This window comes from Janthinobacterium psychrotolerans, assembly GCF_001677885.1.
Taxonomy (GTDB): Bacteria; Pseudomonadota; Gammaproteobacteria; order Burkholderiales; family Burkholderiaceae_D; genus Janthinobacterium; species Janthinobacterium psychrotolerans.
In genome coordinates this window covers 232024-249153 of the sequence record NZ_LOCQ01000056.1, presented here as the reverse complement: position 1 = coordinate 249153, position 17130 = coordinate 232024, and the positions used below count along the sequence as shown (strand labels likewise).

The 17130-nt window shown below is 65.9% G+C and carries 16 protein-coding genes and 1 pseudogene; 13 read left to right on the top strand and 4 right to left on the bottom strand.

From position 1 onward, the window contains the following. Positions 1-64 precede the first annotated feature (64 nt). Positions 65-1288, top strand: a complete 1224-nt coding sequence (locus ASR47_RS28160) for a methyl-accepting chemotaxis protein (RefSeq protein ID WP_065308625.1) — start codon at positions 65-67, stop codon at positions 1286-1288. Positions 1289-1324: 36 nt separating this feature from the next. Here the strand turns inward: ASR47_RS28160 and ASR47_RS15230 are convergent, their stop codons facing one another. Next, positions 1325-2362 (bottom strand): helix-turn-helix transcriptional regulator, encoded by a 1038-nt coding sequence (locus ASR47_RS15230; protein ID WP_065308624.1) that lies wholly within the window; start codon positions 2360-2362, stop codon positions 1325-1327. A gap of 222 nt (positions 2363-2584) precedes the next feature. Here ASR47_RS15230 and ASR47_RS15225 point away from each other — a divergent pair, with 222 nt between their 5' ends. The 10 genes and pseudogenes from ASR47_RS15225 to ASR47_RS28365 all read left to right on the top strand — a co-directional run. Continuing rightward, complete coding sequence (locus ASR47_RS15225; protein WP_065308623.1) at positions 2585-4594, top strand: glycoside hydrolase family 3 protein; 2010 nt, start codon at positions 2585-2587, stop codon at positions 4592-4594. A 136-nt stretch (positions 4595-4730) separates the two neighbouring features. Beyond that, the gene (locus ASR47_RS15220; protein WP_171898951.1) at positions 4731-6542 is read left to right on the top strand and encodes a DUF885 domain-containing protein; all 1812 of its coding nucleotides are present in this window, start codon (positions 4731-4733) and stop codon (positions 6540-6542) included. A gap of 137 nt (positions 6543-6679) precedes the next feature. Beyond that, positions 6680-6937 (top strand): hypothetical protein, encoded by a 258-nt coding sequence (locus ASR47_RS15215; RefSeq protein ID WP_171898950.1) that lies wholly within the window; start codon positions 6680-6682, stop codon positions 6935-6937. 54 nt (positions 6938-6991) lie between these two features. Further along, positions 6992-7669 carry an ABC transporter ATP-binding protein gene (locus ASR47_RS15210; RefSeq protein WP_065308620.1) on the top strand — a complete coding sequence of 226 codons (678 nt, stop codon included), beginning with the start codon at positions 6992-6994 and terminating at the stop codon, positions 7667-7669. Then, complete coding sequence (locus ASR47_RS15205; RefSeq protein ID WP_171898948.1) at positions 7657-8862, top strand: ABC transporter permease; 1206 nt, start codon at positions 7657-7659, stop codon at positions 8860-8862. Before ASR47_RS15210 ends, ASR47_RS15205 begins: the two co-directional genes overlap by 13 nt. Positions 8863-8872: 10 nt before the next feature. After that, positions 8873-9358: a DUF3299 domain-containing protein gene (locus ASR47_RS15200; RefSeq protein ID WP_065308619.1), complete on the top strand. Its 486-nt coding sequence runs from the start codon at positions 8873-8875 to the stop codon at positions 9356-9358. After that, positions 9355-9804: a TlpA family protein disulfide reductase gene (locus ASR47_RS15195; protein WP_065308618.1), complete on the top strand. Its 450-nt coding sequence runs from the start codon at positions 9355-9357 to the stop codon at positions 9802-9804. Before ASR47_RS15200 ends, ASR47_RS15195 begins: the two co-directional genes overlap by 4 nt. Before the next feature lie 50 nt (positions 9805-9854). Next, positions 9855-10307, top strand: coding sequence for an Rrf2 family transcriptional regulator (locus ASR47_RS15190; RefSeq protein WP_065308617.1), 453 nt, complete (start codon positions 9855-9857; stop codon positions 10305-10307). Then, complete coding sequence (locus tag ASR47_RS15185) at positions 10294-11214, top strand: NAD(P)/FAD-dependent oxidoreductase (RefSeq protein ID WP_065308616.1); 921 nt, start codon at positions 10294-10296, stop codon at positions 11212-11214. The genes ASR47_RS15190 and ASR47_RS15185 overlap by 14 nt, the downstream gene beginning before the upstream one ends. A gap of 69 nt (positions 11215-11283) precedes the next feature. Further along, a pseudogene (locus tag ASR47_RS28365) lies at positions 11284-11511 on the top strand (MFS transporter); the annotation flags it as partial. A 407-nt stretch (positions 11512-11918) separates the two neighbouring features. On the opposite strand, the gene ASR47_RS15170 reads toward ASR47_RS28365, so the two are convergent. Next, complete coding sequence (locus ASR47_RS15170; RefSeq protein WP_065308613.1) at positions 11919-12683, bottom strand: SDR family oxidoreductase; 765 nt, start codon at positions 12681-12683, stop codon at positions 11919-11921. A 122-nt stretch (positions 12684-12805) separates the two neighbouring features. On the opposite strand from ASR47_RS15170, the gene ASR47_RS15165 reads away from it, so the two are divergent. Further along, positions 12806-13729 (top strand): LysR family transcriptional regulator, encoded by a 924-nt coding sequence (locus ASR47_RS15165; RefSeq protein ID WP_065308612.1) that lies wholly within the window; start codon positions 12806-12808, stop codon positions 13727-13729. A 20-nt stretch (positions 13730-13749) separates the two neighbouring features. Beyond that, positions 13750-14502 (top strand): DUF4303 domain-containing protein, encoded by a 753-nt coding sequence (locus ASR47_RS15160; RefSeq protein WP_082988948.1) that lies wholly within the window; start codon positions 13750-13752, stop codon positions 14500-14502. On the opposite strand, the gene ASR47_RS15155 is transcribed toward ASR47_RS15160, so the two are convergent. Continuing rightward, positions 14499-15602 (bottom strand): metallophosphoesterase, encoded by a 1104-nt coding sequence (locus tag ASR47_RS15155; protein WP_065308611.1) that lies wholly within the window; start codon positions 15600-15602, stop codon positions 14499-14501. The two genes, ASR47_RS15160 and ASR47_RS15155, sit on opposite strands and share 4 nt — an antisense overlap. 13 nt (positions 15603-15615) lie before the next feature. Next, positions 15616-17130 carry a response regulator gene (locus tag ASR47_RS15150; protein WP_065308610.1) on the bottom strand — a complete coding sequence of 505 codons (1515 nt, stop codon included), beginning with the start codon at positions 17128-17130 and terminating at the stop codon, positions 15616-15618.

Sequence of the window (17130 nt, the reverse complement as noted above, 5' to 3'; positions counted from 1 at the left end):
CCTAATTAACATTTCATTGCAGTCCGGCATGGCGCGGCCGGACTGAACAACAAGGAGTACCAGAATGCTGAAGAACCTGCTGTCTTCTCTTTGGAAGAACGTCCCCCCTGCGCCGAATGCGCAGGCGGCCGCCGAACTTGATGCCATGGAGCAAGAAGCGGACGAGTTGCGCGGCGAGCTCGACGATATGCAGATGCGCTTCGATCTGGTGCTCCACGCCTCGGGCGAGGGATTTTGGGACATGAAGGTTCCTGTCGATGACACGACCGGCGCCGCCAATCCTTTTTTCTGGTCCGCGAAGTTTCGTCAATTGGTGGGTTATCGGGATGAACGGGACTTTCCCAACGTACTGGCAAGCTGGGCGGACTTGCTGCACCCGCAGGACAAGCAGCCGACGCTGAAGGCCTTTGCCGCCCACATGGGAGATCGTTCCGGCCGCACGCCGTACGATGTAAAGTACCGCTTGCGTTGCAAGGATGGCGTTTATCGCTGGTTCCGGGCACGCGGCGAGACGCTGCGCGCCTCGGACGGCACACCGTTGCGCGTGGCCGGCACGCTCGTCAGCATCGAAGAGGCGCTGACGCTGGAGCGCGATCTCGAAGTCACGCGCACACGCTTCGAGTTGTCGCGCGAGATCGTCAACGACGGCGTATGGGATCTGGCCGTCGTCGCCGGCGATCCGGTCAACCCCAGGAATGTGTTCTGGTGGTCGCCGCAGTTTCGCCGGTTGCTGGGGTTTGTGGAAGAATCCGAATTTCCCAATGTGGTCGATAGCTGGGCCTCGCGCCTGCACCCGGAGGACAAGGAGGCGACGATGACAGCGTTTCTTCGCCATCTGAACGACAAGACCGGCGCGACGCCGTATGACGTCTGCTACCGCCTGCGTTGCAAGAATGATCAATACCGGTGGTTCCGAGCGCGTGGGCAAACCAAGCGCGCGGCCGACGGCACGGCGCTGCGCGCTGTCGGCGCGCTGGCCGACATACAAGCCGAAAAAGACCGCGACGAGGCGCAAAGGCAGCGCGTCAAGTACAACGATCAGCTCGAGGCCAGCCTGAAGGATATCGGCGAGATTGTCAGCGCGATCCAGCGCATCGCCCAGCAGACCGATCTGATCGCGCTGAACGCCGCGGTGGAGGCCTCGAGGGCAGGTGAGGCCGGGCGCGGGTTTTCCGTGATCGCCGGCGAAATTCGCACATTGTCCAGGCTGACCAGCGAAGCAACGGTCGATGTGACGGATATCCGCCGCAAGCTCGAAGCGGGACGGCTGGAGTTGCTGCAGTCCTGATTGACCGCCGTCTATCGGCCAGCGTAGCTATGCTTGCTACGTTCCGGCCGCATCCTGACGGTAGCGCGCCGGCGGCAGTTCGAACTGGTTCTTGAAAAAGCGCGTGAATGCGCTTTGCGAGGAAAAGCCCAGGCGGTCGCCGATTTCGGCCACGCTGAGCGTCGTTTCGCGCAGCAGGCGGCGCGATTCGCGGCTTTTGGCGCGCAGCTCGAGCGCGCGAAACGAGGTTTGTTCCTGCTGCAGCTGGCGGCGCAAGGTCCAGTGGTTCATCGCCAGGCCATCGCACAGGGCCGGCAGGAGCTTGGCGCCATCGGCGGCGGCGCCGTCCTGCTGGCCCAGCAAATCGATGATGGCCTGTTCCACTCGCGCGGAAAACAGCTGCGCGCCCTGCAGGCTTTGCAGCTGTGCCTGGGCATGGCGCAGCGCATGCGGCGCCAGGGTGGCGTTGAACTGGCCGAAGGGAATATCGAGCGCGGGCGCCCGGAAGCGCAGGGTGTTGCGCGCCTGGCCAAACGTGGCGGGCGCGCCGAAACACTCGGAGATGGCGGGCGCAAAGCGCGGCGCGGCGCCGCGAAAGCCGGCCTGGAACACGGTGGGCGCGCCCTGGTCGTAGGCGCGCGTGACCAGGGACAGCATGCGGAAATTGGCCAGCGCCTGCATGGCGCCGCCGGCCGGGCAAAATTCGGACAGGTATTCGATCTCGATCAGGCAGCCGTTCTCGTTCATCAGCATGAAATCGAACTGGCCGATCAGGCCACGCAAATGCAGGAATTCGTTGATTGCGCCGCGCAGGGTGGGGCGGTTGAAGCAGACGTGGGCCACGCCCGAAAAATGCGCAAACCAGTGCGTGACGTCGAGGTCGAGGATGCCGCGCTGCGGCGGCAACTGATGGACATAGCTGACCATGCGCCGGTGCCGCTCGGCGTTGATGCGCCCGCCAGGCTCGTCGAGCTGCGCCTGGGTGATGCCCGTATGGCGGAAAAAATCGGCAGGATCGTGGCCATCGGCCAGCATGGCGCGCGCGCATTGCTGCGCGATACGGTTCGAAACCGTGCGCGTGTCGGTTTTGTTCATTGTTCGTCTCCAGTCTCTGCGGACTTGTTTGTAGTAATTTTTCACAAATGGTAGCATTTTTGTCGGAATTCGGTGATTGCCGCACGTCAATGTCGAAAATTGTTCTCACCGGTATAACTACTGTTCTGCGCGGTCAAAAACATGTTCACATGACACGCTATATTGGGTCCGGGGCAGCCTCGATGCGGCCCCGCTCACCACAAAAACATACTGGAGACAGACATGAATTGCACTTTGAAACCGATGGCCCGCGTGGTCGCCGGCTGCGTCGCCACGCTCGCCCTTGCCGCCTGCGGCAGCAGCAACAGCGACCGCCCCGGATATACCCAGCCCGTGTTCGGCGCCACCACCTACAGCCAGCTGAAGGTCGACAGCTATACCTTCAAGGACATGAACCGCAACGGCAAGATCGACCCGTACGAGGATTGGCGCCTGAGCGCCGAGGCGCGCGCCGACGACCTGATCGCGCGCATGTCGCTCGACGAAAAAGCCGGCCTGATGATGCACGGCACGGCGCCTACCGTCGCCGACCCGACCGGCATCGGCCAGGGCAGCGGCTACGACCTCACGGCCCTGCAGAACCTGATCGTCAAGCAGCATATCAATACCTTCATTACCCGCATGGCCGGCGACTCGGCCAATATGGCGGCGCAGTACAACAAGGTGCAGGCGCTGAGCGAAACCTCGCGCCACGGCATTCCGGTGTCGATCAGCACCGACCCGCGCCACCACTTCCAGTACACGGTGGGCGCCAGCGCCGGCACGCAAGGCTTTTCGCAGTGGCCTGAAACGCTGGGCCTGGCCGCCATCGGCGACAACGCGCTGGTGCGCCGCTTCGGCGATATCGCGCGCCAGGAATACCTGGCCGTCGGCATCACGCAGGCGCTGTCGCCGCAGGCCGACCTGGCCACCGAACCGCGCTGGTCGCGCATCAACGGCACCTTTGGCGAAGACGCCGAGCTGGCCAAGCGCATGGTGCAGAACTATATCGAAGGCTTCCAGGACGGCAATACCGGCCTGCACGACGGCAGCGTGGTGGCCGTGGTCAAGCACTGGGTCGGCTATGGCGCGACCAAAGAAGGTTTTGACGGCCACAACTACTATGGCCGCTACATGACCTACCCGGGCAACAATTTCGCCTATCACGTCAAACCGTTCGAAGGCGCGTTCAACGCCAAGGCGGCGTCCGTGATGCCGACCTACGCCCTGCCGGATGGCAATATCACCATCGACGGCATCACGCTGGAACAAACGGCGGCCGGCTTCAGCAAGACCATGCTGACCGACCTGCTGCGCGGCAAATACGGCTTCGAAGGCGTGATCCTGTCCGACTGGGGCATCACCTCCGACTGCGACGCCAACTGCCGCAACGGCACCGCGCCAGGTGTCGCGCCTTCGTTTATCGGCTTCGGCACGCCGTGGGGCATGGAAAACGCCACCAAGGCCGAGCGCTACGTCAAGGCCGTCAATGCCGGGATGGACCAGTTTGGCGGCGTGACGGAAGCACCATACCTGACGCAGGCGGTGCAGCGCGGCCAGCTGACCGAGGCGCGCATCAACGCCTCGGCGCGCCGCATCCTGGTGCAGAAATTCAAGCAGGGCCTGTTCGAGCATCCGTTTGTCGACACGGCAAAGGCCGCCGCCACGGTGGGCAAGGCCGATTTTGTCGCCGCCGGCCTGGAAGCGCAGCGCCGTTCGCTGGTGCTGCTGGAAAACAAGGACAAGGTGCTGCCGCTGGCCGCCACCGTCAAGAAGGTGTATTTGTACGGCATCGACGCGGCCGTCGCCCGCCAGTACGGCTACACCGTGGTGGCGACCCCGCAGGAAGCCGACGTGGCCCTGCTGCGCGTGGCCACGCCGTATGAAATCCTGCACCCGAACTACATCTTCGGCAGCATGCAGCATGAAGGCCGCCTGAACTTCGTCGACGGCGACGCCGACTATGAGGCGATCAAGAATGCCGCCCGCCTGGCGCCGAAAACCGTGGTCACGGTCTACCTGGACCGTCCGGCCATCCTCGGCAACGTGCAGGACAAGGCCAGCGCCATTGTCGGCAACTTCGGCGTCAGCGACGGCGCACTGTTCGATGTCTTGACCGGCAAGGCCAAGCCGGAAGGCAAGCTGCCGTTCGAACTGCCATCGTCGATGGCCGAAGTGCTGGTGCAGAAGTCCGACGTGCCGTATGACACGGCGCGGCCGCTGTACAAGTTCGGTTACGGACTCGGGTATTAACGACGCTGGCGGTGGTGTCGGATTACGTGCGGCGTTGCCGCACTAATCCGACCTGCGCCTGATCGATTGACAGTGCCCGGGTGCTCGCCGATACTGGCCGTTTCGTTCGCCGAAACCGCCAGGAAGGAAGCACCCGATGTCCGTATCCCCGAAATTGCGCCAGAGCGTATTCGCGCTGGCGCTAGCCGCCGCCTTTTCCCCCATTGTTTCCATTCCCGCGATTGCCGCGCCAGCCCCTGCCGCCTCCGCCGCCTGGGTCGAGGCCAGCAACCGCAATGCCGCCATCGTGCTCGAAGCGCAGGCGACATTTTCGCCCGAAAACGCCTCCGATACGGGCCTGTCGCAATACGATGGCCTGGCCGCCGACCTGGGACCGGATATCGTCGAACGCCAGATCGCTGCCCTGCGGCAGGCGCGCGCGAAGCTGCAGCAACAACTGGAACTGGAGCGCGACGAGCGCATCCGCCAGGACCTGGAAATTTTGATTGGCGCGGTCGACCAGGAAATCGCCGGCGCGCAGATCGACGCCAGGTACAGCCTGCCGTGGGTCGACGTGCCGCAGATGGTGTTCGGTTCCATGCAAAGCCTGCTGCAGGAACAGCGCCCGGCCGCGCGCCGGGCCAAGGCGCTGGAACGGCTGCAGCGCTACACAGGGCAATTGAAGGGCAGCACGCCGGTTACCGAGCAGGCGAAAGCGCGCCTGACCGAAAAAATCGGCCAGCCAGGCCTGGCCGGTCCGGTGCGGGGGCAGGTGGAGCAGTCGCTGGAGAACGTGCCGACCTATATTGCCGGCATCCGTAAGCTGTTTGCCGACATGCAGATCGCGGGCGCCGAAGCGGCGCTGGCGGCGATGGAAAAACAATTGCATGACTACGCCGCCTGGGAACGCGAGGTGGTGCTGCCGCTGTCGCGCACGGATTTCCGCATGGCGCCCGAGCAGTATGCGTTTCGCCTGAAGCAGGTCGGCATCGATATCGAACCGCGCACTCTCGTCGAGCGGGCCGAGGTGGCCTACCTGGAGACGCGTTCGGCGATGCAGGCGCTGGCGCCGGTGGTGGCCGCCAAACTCTCCCTCAAAGGGATCGACGGCAGCGACTACCGCCAGGTGCTGCGCGCGCTGAAAAGCACGGCGATTGCGAATGACAAGCTGGAAGCCCATTACAAGGGCGTCAATACCGAGTTGGAAAAACGCATCCGCCAGCAGGGCGTGGTCGATCTTCCGGCGCGCGCGATGACCATGCGCCTGGCCTCGCCGGCCGAATCGGCGGCCCAGCCGGCGCCGCACATGCGTCCGCCTCCGCTGATCGGCAATACGGGCGAGCATGGCCAGTTCGTGCTGCCGGTGGGCAACCCCGCCGCCAGCGGCAAGGGCGAAGCGTATGACGATTTCAACTTCGCCGGCGCCGCCTGGACCCTGAGTGCGCACGAGGGCCGTCCCGGCCACGAACTGCAGTTCAGCGCCATGGTCGAACGCGGCGTGTCGCAGGCGCGCAGCCTGTATGCTTTCAACAGCGTCAACGTGGAAGGCTGGGCGCTGTACGCGGAAGCCGAGATGATCCCGCACGAGCCGGCCGAGGGCCAGTTCATCGCGCTGCAGTTCCGCATGCTGCGCGCCGCGCGCGCCATGCTCGACCCGATGCTCAACCTGGGCCAGGTCACGCGCGAGGAAGCCGGGCGCATCCTGACCGACGAAGTGATGCTGTCGAAGCCGATGGCGCGCCAGGAACTGGACCGCTACACCTTCAACGCGCCAGGGCAGGCCGGCAGCTATTTCTACGGCTACACGCGCATATTGCAACTGCGCGCGGAAACCGAGCTGGCGCTGGGTGCGAAGTTCGACCGCCTGGCGTTCAACAACTTCCTGCTGGGCCAGGGCCTGCTGCCGCCGGACCTGCTGGCCAAGGCCGTGCGCGAGCAGTTTATTCCGGCGCAAAAAGCCAGGGGCTAGCCCGGGCGCCGGTGCAAGCGTACTGAGCCAGGCCTGCCGGGCATGCTACTATTCGCAAATCAATTGCGTTTTCGGGCATGCCTGGTCTTATGGTAGCAAACGGTTCCAGATACAAGCGCTGGCTGGCATGGCTGGTCATGGCCATGCTCGCGCTGCAGCTGTTCGGCCTGGGCCAGCACCATCACGCCATCGACAGCCACCCGTTTGACTGCGCCAGCTGCTTTGCCGGCAGCGTGCCGCCGGCTGACCAATCACTCACGCCGCCGGCGCTGGTGCCACTGCGCCTGGCCGGCAGTCATCGTTTTTCCCCTTCCGTACCGCCGGCCAGTCCGCTGCTGCGCAGTTTCCTGATTCCGCATGCGCATGGGCCGCCGGCCCTGGTCTCCTTTCCCTGATACCGCTACCACGACCGCAGGGCGCAAGCCGCCACTGCGGCTTTGTTGTCATTGATGATCGAGACCAATGTGCTGACCATTACCCAACTGGAGCACCGCTACGGCGGTGTGACCGTACTCGCCGTACCCTTTTTTGAACTGGCGCGTGGCCGACACGCGCTGCTGCTGGGGCCTTCGGGCTGTGGCAAATCCACCCTGCTGCATCTGCTGGGCGCCATCTTGACTGCGCAAGCGGGGCGCATCGAGATCGACGGCGTCGATCTGGCGGCCCTGGCGCCGCGCGCCGCCGACGACTGGCGTGGCCGCCATGTTGGCCTGCTGCCGCAGCAGCTGGCCCTGGTGTCCAGCTTGTGCGTGCGCGACAATGTGCTGCTGCCGGCCTATGCGGCGGGTCTGCCGGCCGACGAACAGCGCGCGCAGGCGCTGTTGGCCGGCCTCGGCCTGGCCGACAAGGCGCACGCCATGCCGCATCAGCTGAGCGGCGGCCAGCGCCAGCGCGTGGCGATCGCGCGCGCCATGTACACGCAACCGCGCCTGCTGCTGGCCGATGAACCGACGGCCAATCTGGATGACAGGGCCTGCGCCACGGTGGTGGCGCTGCTGGCGCGCCAGGCCAGGGACGCCAACGCCTCGCTGTTGATCGCCAGCCACGACGCGCGCCTGGTCGCCGCTTTGCCCGGCGCCGCCGTGCTGCGCCTGCCGGCGCGCGGGGAGCTGCCATGCGCCGCCTGAACGCAGTGACCATGGCGCTGGCCGCGCTGCGCCACAAGCCGCTCGCTACCTGCCTCAATCTGCTGCTGATGGCGATCGGCGTGGCGATGATGACCTTTATTTTGTCCGCCTCCAGCCAGCTGGAAGACGGCGCCATGAAGGACGCCAACGGCATCGACATGGTGGTCGGCGCCAAGGGCTCGCCGCTGCAGCTGATCCTGTCGTCGATCTACCATATCGATATCCCGACCGGCAATATCCCGGCCGCCGCACAGCTTGAGATGGCGGCCAATCCGCTGGTGGCCGAGGCGATCCCGCTGGCGCTCGGCGACAGCTACCGCGGCTTTCGCATCGTCGGCAGCACGGCCGACTATATCCGCCATTACGGCGGCCAGGCGGCCAGCGGCGTGCTGTTCGGCGGCACCATGCAGGTAGTGCTGGGGGCGGAAGTGGCGCGCAACACCAAGGCGGCTGTCGGTGCGCGCTTTGCCGGCTCGCACGGCCTGGTGGCCGGCGGCGAAGTGCACGCCCATGCGCCCTACACGGTGGTGGGCATCCTGCAGCCCACCGGCACGGTGCTGGACCGGCTGATCGTCACGCCCGTCGCTTCCGTATGGCAGGTGCATGAAACCGATCCGGACGAGCCGCATGGGCAGGTCAACGAAGCCGAGCATGAAATCACCGCGCTGCTGGTGCGCTATGCCTCGCCGATGGCGGCCATCAGCCTGCCGCGCTGGGTCAACAGCCAGACCCGCCTGCAGGCGGCGCAGCCGGCGCTGGAGTCGGCCAAATTGTTCGAGCTGGTGGGCGTCGGTGCCGACGTGCTGCGCGCGATCGCCGCCATCGTGCTGGCGGTGGCCTGCCTGTCGATGTTTGTGGCCCTGTACCACGCGCTGGAAGAGCGCAAGACCGACCTGGCGATCTTGCGCGCGCTGGGCGCAGCGCCACGCAAATTGCTGCTGCTGTTGCTGACCCAGGGCCTGGCCCTGGCGCTGGGCGGCGCCGTGCTGGGCTGGCTGCTGGGCCACTTTGGGGTGGGTCTGCTGGGCGCGCTGATGGAAGGCCAGCAGAATCTGGCGCTGTCGGCCTGGAAGGTCGACCCGCAGGAGGCCTGGCTGCTGCCGGCCGCCTTGCTGGTGGGCCTGGCCGCCTCCATCGTTCCCGCCTTGCGCGCCTATCGCACCGATATCGCCGCCACTCTGGCCCATTCCTGAAGGAGACATCATGAAATCATTACTGCTTGTTCTGCTGCTTGCTGGCGCTGGCCTGACCGCCCAGGCGGCGAAGGTCACCACCCCGGCGAGCGCCGACCAGCCGCCGTCGTTTTTCGCGCCGCTCGAGGATATTCCCGGCGTGCTGCCCTGGAGCCTGCTGTCGAAAGCCACCACCGTGAAAGCGAAGGGCGGGCGCATGGTGCCCAAATATACCGCTGAAATCACGGCGCTCGACCAGAGCGAGGTCAAGGTGCAGGGCTTCATGATGCCGCTGCAGCCGGGCCAGAAGCAGAAGCACTTCCTGTTGACGGTGACCTCGGCCAGCTGCCCGTTCTGCCTGCCGGCCGGGCCGGAAGGCGTGGTCGAAATCAACAGCAAGGCGCCGGTCAAATTCACTTACGCGCCGATGATCATGAGCGGCAAGATGACGGTGCTCAAAAGCGATTCGATGGGCTTGTACTACCGCATCAACGACGCCAGCCTGGTGGCGCCGTGAGCGCGGTATGGCTGATGGCAGCCCTGGCGCTGGCACAGCCCAATCCTGATTTCAAATTGCCCGCGCTGGACGCCAGCGGCAGCGTGACCCTGGCGGCCTTGCCAGGCCCCGTGCTGCTGAACTTCTGGGCCAGCAACTGCCTGCCTTGCGTGCGTGAACTGCCGCTGCTGCAAGCGCAGTCGCGCCGCCTGCCCGGCTTGCGCTTTGTTGGCATCGCCATCGACGAGGGGCGGAGGGCGGCGCCGTTCGCGCGCAAGGCCGGCACGGCGTATGTGCAGCTGGCGGCGCCGGGGCGACAGGATCTGCTGCGCCAGTTCGGCAATCCGCTGGGCGCCTTGCCCTACACGGTGGTGTTGAATGGCGCGCACCAGGTCTGCACCACGCGCCTGGGTACGGTCGATGCGCAGTGGCTGGAGAGGGCGGCCCAGGCCTGCGCTGCTCGCTGATATTTGCAAGTAGTTTGCATTAATCGCTATCATGTAATATCATTGGTTACATGAAACCAGACAGCAAACTTTCATCGATATTGCATGTGCTATTGCATATGGCGCATGCGGGACGCCCGATGACGTCCGAGGAGATGGCCGCCTGCCTGGGCACCAACCCGGTGCTGGTGCGGCGCGTGATGGCGGGCTTGCGCGAGCGTGGCTATGTGGCCTCGACCAAGGGCCATGGCGGCGGCTGGACCATCAGCTGCGATCTTGGGCAGGTCACCCTGCGTGATATCTATGACGCCGTCGGCGCGCCCACGGTGTTTGCCATGGGCAATCGCGTCGAGCAGCCTGGCTGCCTGGTCGAACAGGCTGTCAACCAGTCGCTGGCGAGCGCTTTTGACGAAGCCGAAGCGCTGCTGATCGCGCGCCTCGGTGCAGTCAGCCTGGCCGACCTGTCCGCGCGTTTCAGCCATTTGCATGCCAACCAACGGAGCCCGGCCCATGAACCCATCTGAATCACATCCACCGTATGACGTCATCATCGTTGGCGGCAGCTACGCCGGCCTGTCCTGCGCCATGCAGCTGGGCCGCGCGCGCCGGCGCGTGCTGGTGATCGACGCCGGCCAGCGCCGCAACCGCTACGCCAGCCACTCGCACGGTTTCCTGACGCAGGACGGCCGCGCGCCAGGCGACATTGCCGCCGACGGCAAACGCCAGGTACTCGCGTATGCCACCGTCAGCTGGCGCGAGGGCAGGGCGCGGCAAGCCGCACAAACGGCGGATGGCTTCGAGATCATGTTGGACGACGGCAGCCGGGTACAGGCCGCGCGCCTGGTCTTGGCCGGCGGTGTGGTCGACGAACTGCCGCCGGTCGAGGGCTTGCGCGAGCGCTGGGGCGCCAGTGCGTTTCACTGCCCGTACTGCCACGGCTACGAGCTTGGCCAGGGCCGCATCGGCGTGATCGCCAGCAGCGCCTTGTCGATGCACCACGCGCTGATGCTGCCCGACTGGGGTACGGTGACGTTGTTCCTCAATGGCGCCTTCGAGCCCGATGCGGCGCAGCTGGCCGAACTGGCGCGCCGTGGCAGCACGCTCGAGCGCAGGCTTGTCGCGCGCATCGAGGGTGTGGCCGAGGTGGTGCTGGAAGACGGCAGCAGGCACGCCATGGCCGGCCTGTTTGTTGCGCCCCGCACCCACCAGGCCAGCCCCTTGGCCGAACAGCTGGGCTGCGCGATCGATGAAGGACCGATGGGGCCGGTGGTGCGTACCGATGAAACGAAAGCGACCAGCGTGGCCGGCGTGTTCTGCTGCGGCGACGCCGGCCGCGCGGCCGGCAATGTGGCGTTTGCCGTGGCCGACGGCGCCATGGCCGGCGTGGCGGCCCATCGTTCGCTGATGTTCGGGGTGGCGCAGGCGGCTTGACGCTGACGCTTGAGCTTTTGGTTGGACGGGCTTCGGCGATAATGGCGCCTGGACCATTCGGGAATCACCATGACTGCTCAAGCGGCTACACCGGCCATACACCTTGATGACGCGCGCAAGGCGCGTTCGATCGCGCTGCTGGTGGCGGGCGCCTTTTTCATGGAAAATCTCGACGGCACCGTGATCACCACCGCCGTGCCCGACATCGCCAGGTCGTTCGGCGTGGCGCCGCTGGACTTGAATATCGGCGTGAGCGCCTATCTGCTGACTCTGGGCGTGTTCATTCCCATCAGCGGTCAATGGCGCCATCAATGTGCTGTCCCTGCAGGCCTGCGCTTTTCTGACGCCCGCCACCCCCATCTGGCTGATCGCTGGCGTGCTGTTCGTCGGCGGCCTGACGCGCTCGATGCAGTTCACTGCCTATAACAGCATCGCCTTTGCCGACATGGCGCAAGCGCGCATGGCCGCCGCCAACATCTTGTTCAGCACCGCCTTCCAGGTCGCCATGGGCCTGGGCGTGGCGCTGGGCGCGCTGGGTGTGCGGCTCGGGCACTGGCTGGTGCAAACTGCCGGCATCAAGCAGATGGCCGCCGCCGAGTTTCGCCTGGCCTTTGTGCTGGTGGCGCTGGTCAGCCTGCTGGGCATGATGATACCTGGCGCCTGCCGGCGGGTTCCGGCGACCATCTGTCGAAGAAGGCGTCCGCCTAGGCCGCAAAACCGCCGTCGATCTTCAAGCCCGCGCCGGTCACGAAGGCCGCTTCCTCGCTGGCCAGGTAAGCCACCATGCCGGCGATCTCCTCGCCCGTGCCATGGCGCGGCAGCGCCATCAAACCGTGCATCAGGTCGGCAAAATCGCCGGTGGGCGGGTTCATGTCGGTGGCGACCGGGCCGGGTTCGACGTTGTTGATGGTAATGCCGCGTGGGCCGAGGTCGCGCGACAGGCCCTGGACCAGGCCCGACAACGCCGACTTGCTCATCGCGTAGGCGGCCGCGCCGGCGAACGGCATGCGGTGCGCATTGGTGCTGCCGATATTGATGATGCGCCCGCCAGACGGCATCAGCGGCACCGCCGCCTTGATGGCGACAAACACGGCGCGCACATTGACGGCCAGCGTCTTGTCGAAGTCGGCCAGGGAAAAATCGTCGATGGCGCCGGGCAGAAAGATGCCCGCGTTATTGACCAGGATATCGAGCTTGCCCGTCACTCTTGCCGCCTCGGCGACGGCCGCCGACAAGGCTTGCGCATCGGCCGCATCGGCTTTCACCGCGTGCGCCTGGCCGCCGGCCGCGCGCACGCTGGCGGCCAGCGCTTCGGCGTCGCTGCCGGAGTTTTGATAGGTAAACACGACATGGGCGCCCTGGCGCGCCAGGCGGCGCACGATGGCGGCGCCAATGCCGCGCGAGCCGCCCGTGACAAACGCGGTTTTGCCGGTGAATGGCAGGGTGGTGGTGTTGTGAGTGGCAGTCATGATGGGCTTTCAATCAGTGGTTGGGAGCAGCCAGTATCTGCCTGTAGACCCAACTGCGCTAGCCGGTAATGGCGACAATCACTTTCAACCATTGGTATCAAATGAGAGCGTAGAATGGCGGCATGGAAGCGCTCAATCATTTGCAATCATTCGTGCTGTCGGCCGAAGCCGGCAGCTTTTCGGCGGCCGCGCGCCGCCTGGGACTGACGCCAGCGGCCGTCAGCAAGAACGTGGCGCGCCTCGAAGCCAGCCTGGGCCTGCGCCTGTTCCAGCGCAGCACGCGCAAGCTGACCCTGACCGAAGGCGGCGAGCGTTTTTTGCAGCAGATTGGTGGCGCGCTGGCCACCTTGCGCGAGGCGATCGCCAACGCGGCCGAGGAGGGCGGCCAGCCGGCCGGCGTGCTGAAAATCAGCCTGGCGCCGTCGTTCGGGCGCAGCTATGTGGTGCCGCTGCTGGCCGAATTCATCCGCCGCCATCCGGGCGTGATTCCCGACTGCCATTTCGACAACCGCCAGGTAGATTTGATCGGCGAAGGTTTTGATGTCGCCATCGGCGGCGGCATCGAACTGACGCAAGGCGTGGTGGCGCGCGAACTGGGCCACGTCCGTATCGTCGCTGCCGCGTCACCGGCCTATATGCGCGGCAGGCAGATGCCGTCGCATCCTTCCGACCTGGCGCAACTGGACGGCATTGCGCGCCGTTCGGCCGGCAGCGGGCGCCTGCGCAGCTGGGTGCTGCGCGACGGCCAGGGCGGCGAGGGCGTGGCCGAATACCGGCCGCGCGCCATCTTCGACGACCCCGAAGCGATGGCGCAGGCGGCCATCGACGGCGTCGGCGTGGCGCTGCTGCCAATGCCGCATGCGCTGGCGCCCTTGTGCAGCGGCGCCCTGATCCGCTTGCTGCCCGGCTGGAGCGCCGATTCCGGCCCCCTGTCGCTATACTACCCCGGCAAGAAACTGCTGCCCGCCAAGACGCGCGTGTTTGTCGACTACCTGTTGGAGCAGTTCCGCCAGCACGATTTCGCGGCGCAGATGAACCCGGATTGAACCGACCAGAATGGATTTCAATGACAAGCAACTACAGCCTGTTTTACCGCCATGACGGCGCGGCGCCCGCGCATTTTCGCGAAGCACGGGTGTTTGATACCACCTTCTGGAGCGCCGAAGGCGCGGCCATGACCTGGGGCGAGGAAAACCGCACCAGGCATGCCAGTGCGGACCAGGCGCAGGCGGCCTATGCCGCCTTTTGCGCGGCCGCGCTGGCCGAGGGCTACACCCTGGAGCGCGCCAGCGTGATCGATCCCGCCGTGTTCGACGCGCCGCTGCTGCACACCTTGCTCCTCAACGCCACGCGCCAGGCCGTTGCCGCCCTGCGCGCCGCGCATCCGGATCAGCATTTCAATGCCTACGCCCTGTACAGCGACGACAGCGCCATGACGATTTCCCTGCTGGCCAACAGCGGCGAAGCGCTTGCCGGCGCGGAAGACGAGGACGAGATGCTGTGGAATCCGCCGGAATGGCAGTTTGACGAGGGCGGCGCGTATTTCGACAGCGCTTATCGCCTGCTGCTGCAGGCGCATCGCGACTTGCCGTTTGATGTCGATTTCGAGGTGTTACGCGCCAGCGCGTTTGAGGCGGGCATTGCGGCGCTGGAGCTGCTGGACCGGGAAGGGCTGTTCGGCACGGGTGCCGAGCGTGAGGAAACGGTGCTGCTGTTCGAGGTCAGCGACAGTGACGCCATTGACGGCGCGGTGGAGCGTTTGAATACGCCGGCGATGGTGGCCCGCCTCAACGCGTGGATGGCCAGCTGGGCTGACTAGGCGGCCACCAGCGTAATCCTCGTCATCTCCGCTGGCGCCCCCAGCCGTTTCGGCGGCCCCCAATAGCCGGTGCCACGGCTCACATAAACCTGCAGCTTGCCACTGCGGTGCAAGCCCGCCACATAGGGCTGCTGCAGCGGCACGAACAAATTCCACGGCCAGAACTGGCCGCCGTGGGTGTGGCCGGACAGTTGCAGGTCGAAGCCGGCTTTTTCCGCTGCCGGTGCGCTGCGCGGCTGGTGCGCCAGCACGATGCAGGGCAGGCCAGGCGGCGCGCCGGCAATCGCCGCTTGCGGGTCGCTGGTGTGGCCCGGATCGAAATGCGCGGCGTTATAGTCGGTCACGCCGGCCAGCACCAGCTGCGCGCCATCGTGCTCGAGTACCTGGTGCTGGTTCATCAGCACCGTCAAGCCCAGGCGCCGAAATTCGGCCACCCACGGTACCGCGCCGGAATAGTATTCGTGGTTGCCGGTAACAAGGAAGACGCCATGGCGGGCGCGCAGCATGCCCAGCGGCGCCGTATGCGCGCCCAGTTGCGGTACCGTGCCGTCGCCGAAGTCGCCGGTAATGGCGATCGCATCGGCAGCGAGGCTGTTGGCGCGCGCCACCATCGCTTCGACCCAGGCGCGTTTGATGGTGGCGCCCACATGGATGTCGCTCAGCTGGACGATGGTAAAGCCTTGCAAGGCCGGCGGCAGGCCGGCGATGGCGACCGTCACTTCCTTGACGCGCGCGGTCCGGCGCGCATTGATAAAGCCGACGATGGTCGCCAGCAGCGCCAGGCCGAGCACGCCGGTGGCGCTGGCCTGTTCATGCAGGCGCGCCGGCGGATACAGCATCAGCAGTTCGCGCAGCACGGCCAGCACGAACAGCGAGGAAAAAAATCCCATGCACAGCGAGCCGGCCCAGCTCAGGCGGTCGGCCAGGCGCGTGTCATGGGTGATGGCGCGCGCGAAGATCGTCATCGGCATCAGCATGGTCGAGGCCAGCAGCACGGCGGCGCCCAGCAGGAAGCCGGGCAAGGCGAGGTGCAGGGCCGGCAGCAGCAGGTAGCCCAGCACGGCGTGCAGGGCGCCGAGGATCATGGTGATGCGTAGCATTGGAGGGCGCATTTTATCTGCCAACATGCAGCCCCAGGGTGGCCAGCTTGCCGAAATCGACCGGCTTGGCAAAGTGGTCGTTGAAGCCGGCATCGAGCGCGGCGCGCCGGTCGTGTTCCTGGCCATAGCCGGTCAGCGCGATCAGCACGAAGTCCTGCGCGATCGGCAGCTGGCGCAGCTTGCCGGCCACCTCATAGCCGCTGATGTCGGGCAGGCCGATATCGAGAAACACGATCTCGGGCCTGAACTCGATGGTGCGTTCGACCGCCTGCGCGCCGGTGTAGGCGGTGCGTAGGTCGTGGCCGTCGAGTTCAAGCAGCTCGGCCAGGGTGTCGGCCGCGTCGACGTTGTCGTCGACCACCAGGATGCGCTTGCTGATGCTGGCGGGCTGCGCCTCCTGGACCACGGCCGGTGGCGCCGCCGACAGATCGAGCGGAAACATGATTTCAAAGGTGCTGCCCAGGCCCACGCCGGGGCTTTGCACGGTGACCTGGCCGCCGTGCAGCTCGACCAGATTGCGCACCAGCGACAGGCCGATGCCCAGGCCGTCCTGCACCCGGTCCGGCACATGGCCGCTCTGTTCGAACAGGCCGAAGATGGCCTCGATGCTGCCGGCGGCGATGCCGATGCCGTTGTCGGCCAGGCGGATGCGCACCTGGTCGCCGCAACGCTCGGCGCTGATGCCGATGGCGCCGCCCGGCGCGGTGAACTTGGCCGCGTTGAGCAGCAGGTTGGCGACGATCTGCGACAGGCGCACCGGGTCGCCGTGTACCCACAGTTCCTCCTGCGGCAGCGCCACTTCCAGCGCATGGCCGCGCTCTTCGACGATGTGCGAACTGGTCTCGATCGCGCTTTTCACGAAGCTGGCCAGGCTGACCCGCTCCCACTGCAGCGAGATCTTGCCCTGCGAAATACGCGATACGTCGAGCAGGTCGTCGACCAGGCGCACCAGGTGATCGGTGTGGCGGCCGATGGTGGCACGGGCGTTTTCCTGCATCGCCGGCACTACCGGATCGAGCTTGCGCAGCAGCGCCAGCGCCGTGCGGATCGGCCCGAGCGGGTTGCGCAGCTCGTGCGCCAGGGTGGCCAGGAATTCATCCTTGCGCCGGTCCACTTCGCGCAGCTCGCGCTCGACCCGGCCCAGGCGCAGCAGGGCGTTGACGTTGGCGATCAGTTCATCGGGCTCGATCGGCTCGACCAGGTAGTTGTCGGCGCCGCCATCGAGGGCGCGGATCTTGTCGGCCGTGCCGATAAACGAGGCCGAGGTCTGCAGCACCAGGATGGTATTGGTCTCGGGGTTGCCTTTCAGCCGGCGGCACACTTCCAGGCCATTGATGTCGGGCAGCTTGACGTCAAGCAGGATCAGGGCCGGCCGGTCATTGCGCGCGCGGACCAGCGCATCGCCGCCATTGGACGCTTCGATCACATTGAAGCCGGCGCGCGTCAGGATGCGCGACTTGGCGTAGCGCGCGCCGTCACTGTCATCGACATTCAATATCAGTGCGTCGCCATGATTGTACGGAGCCAT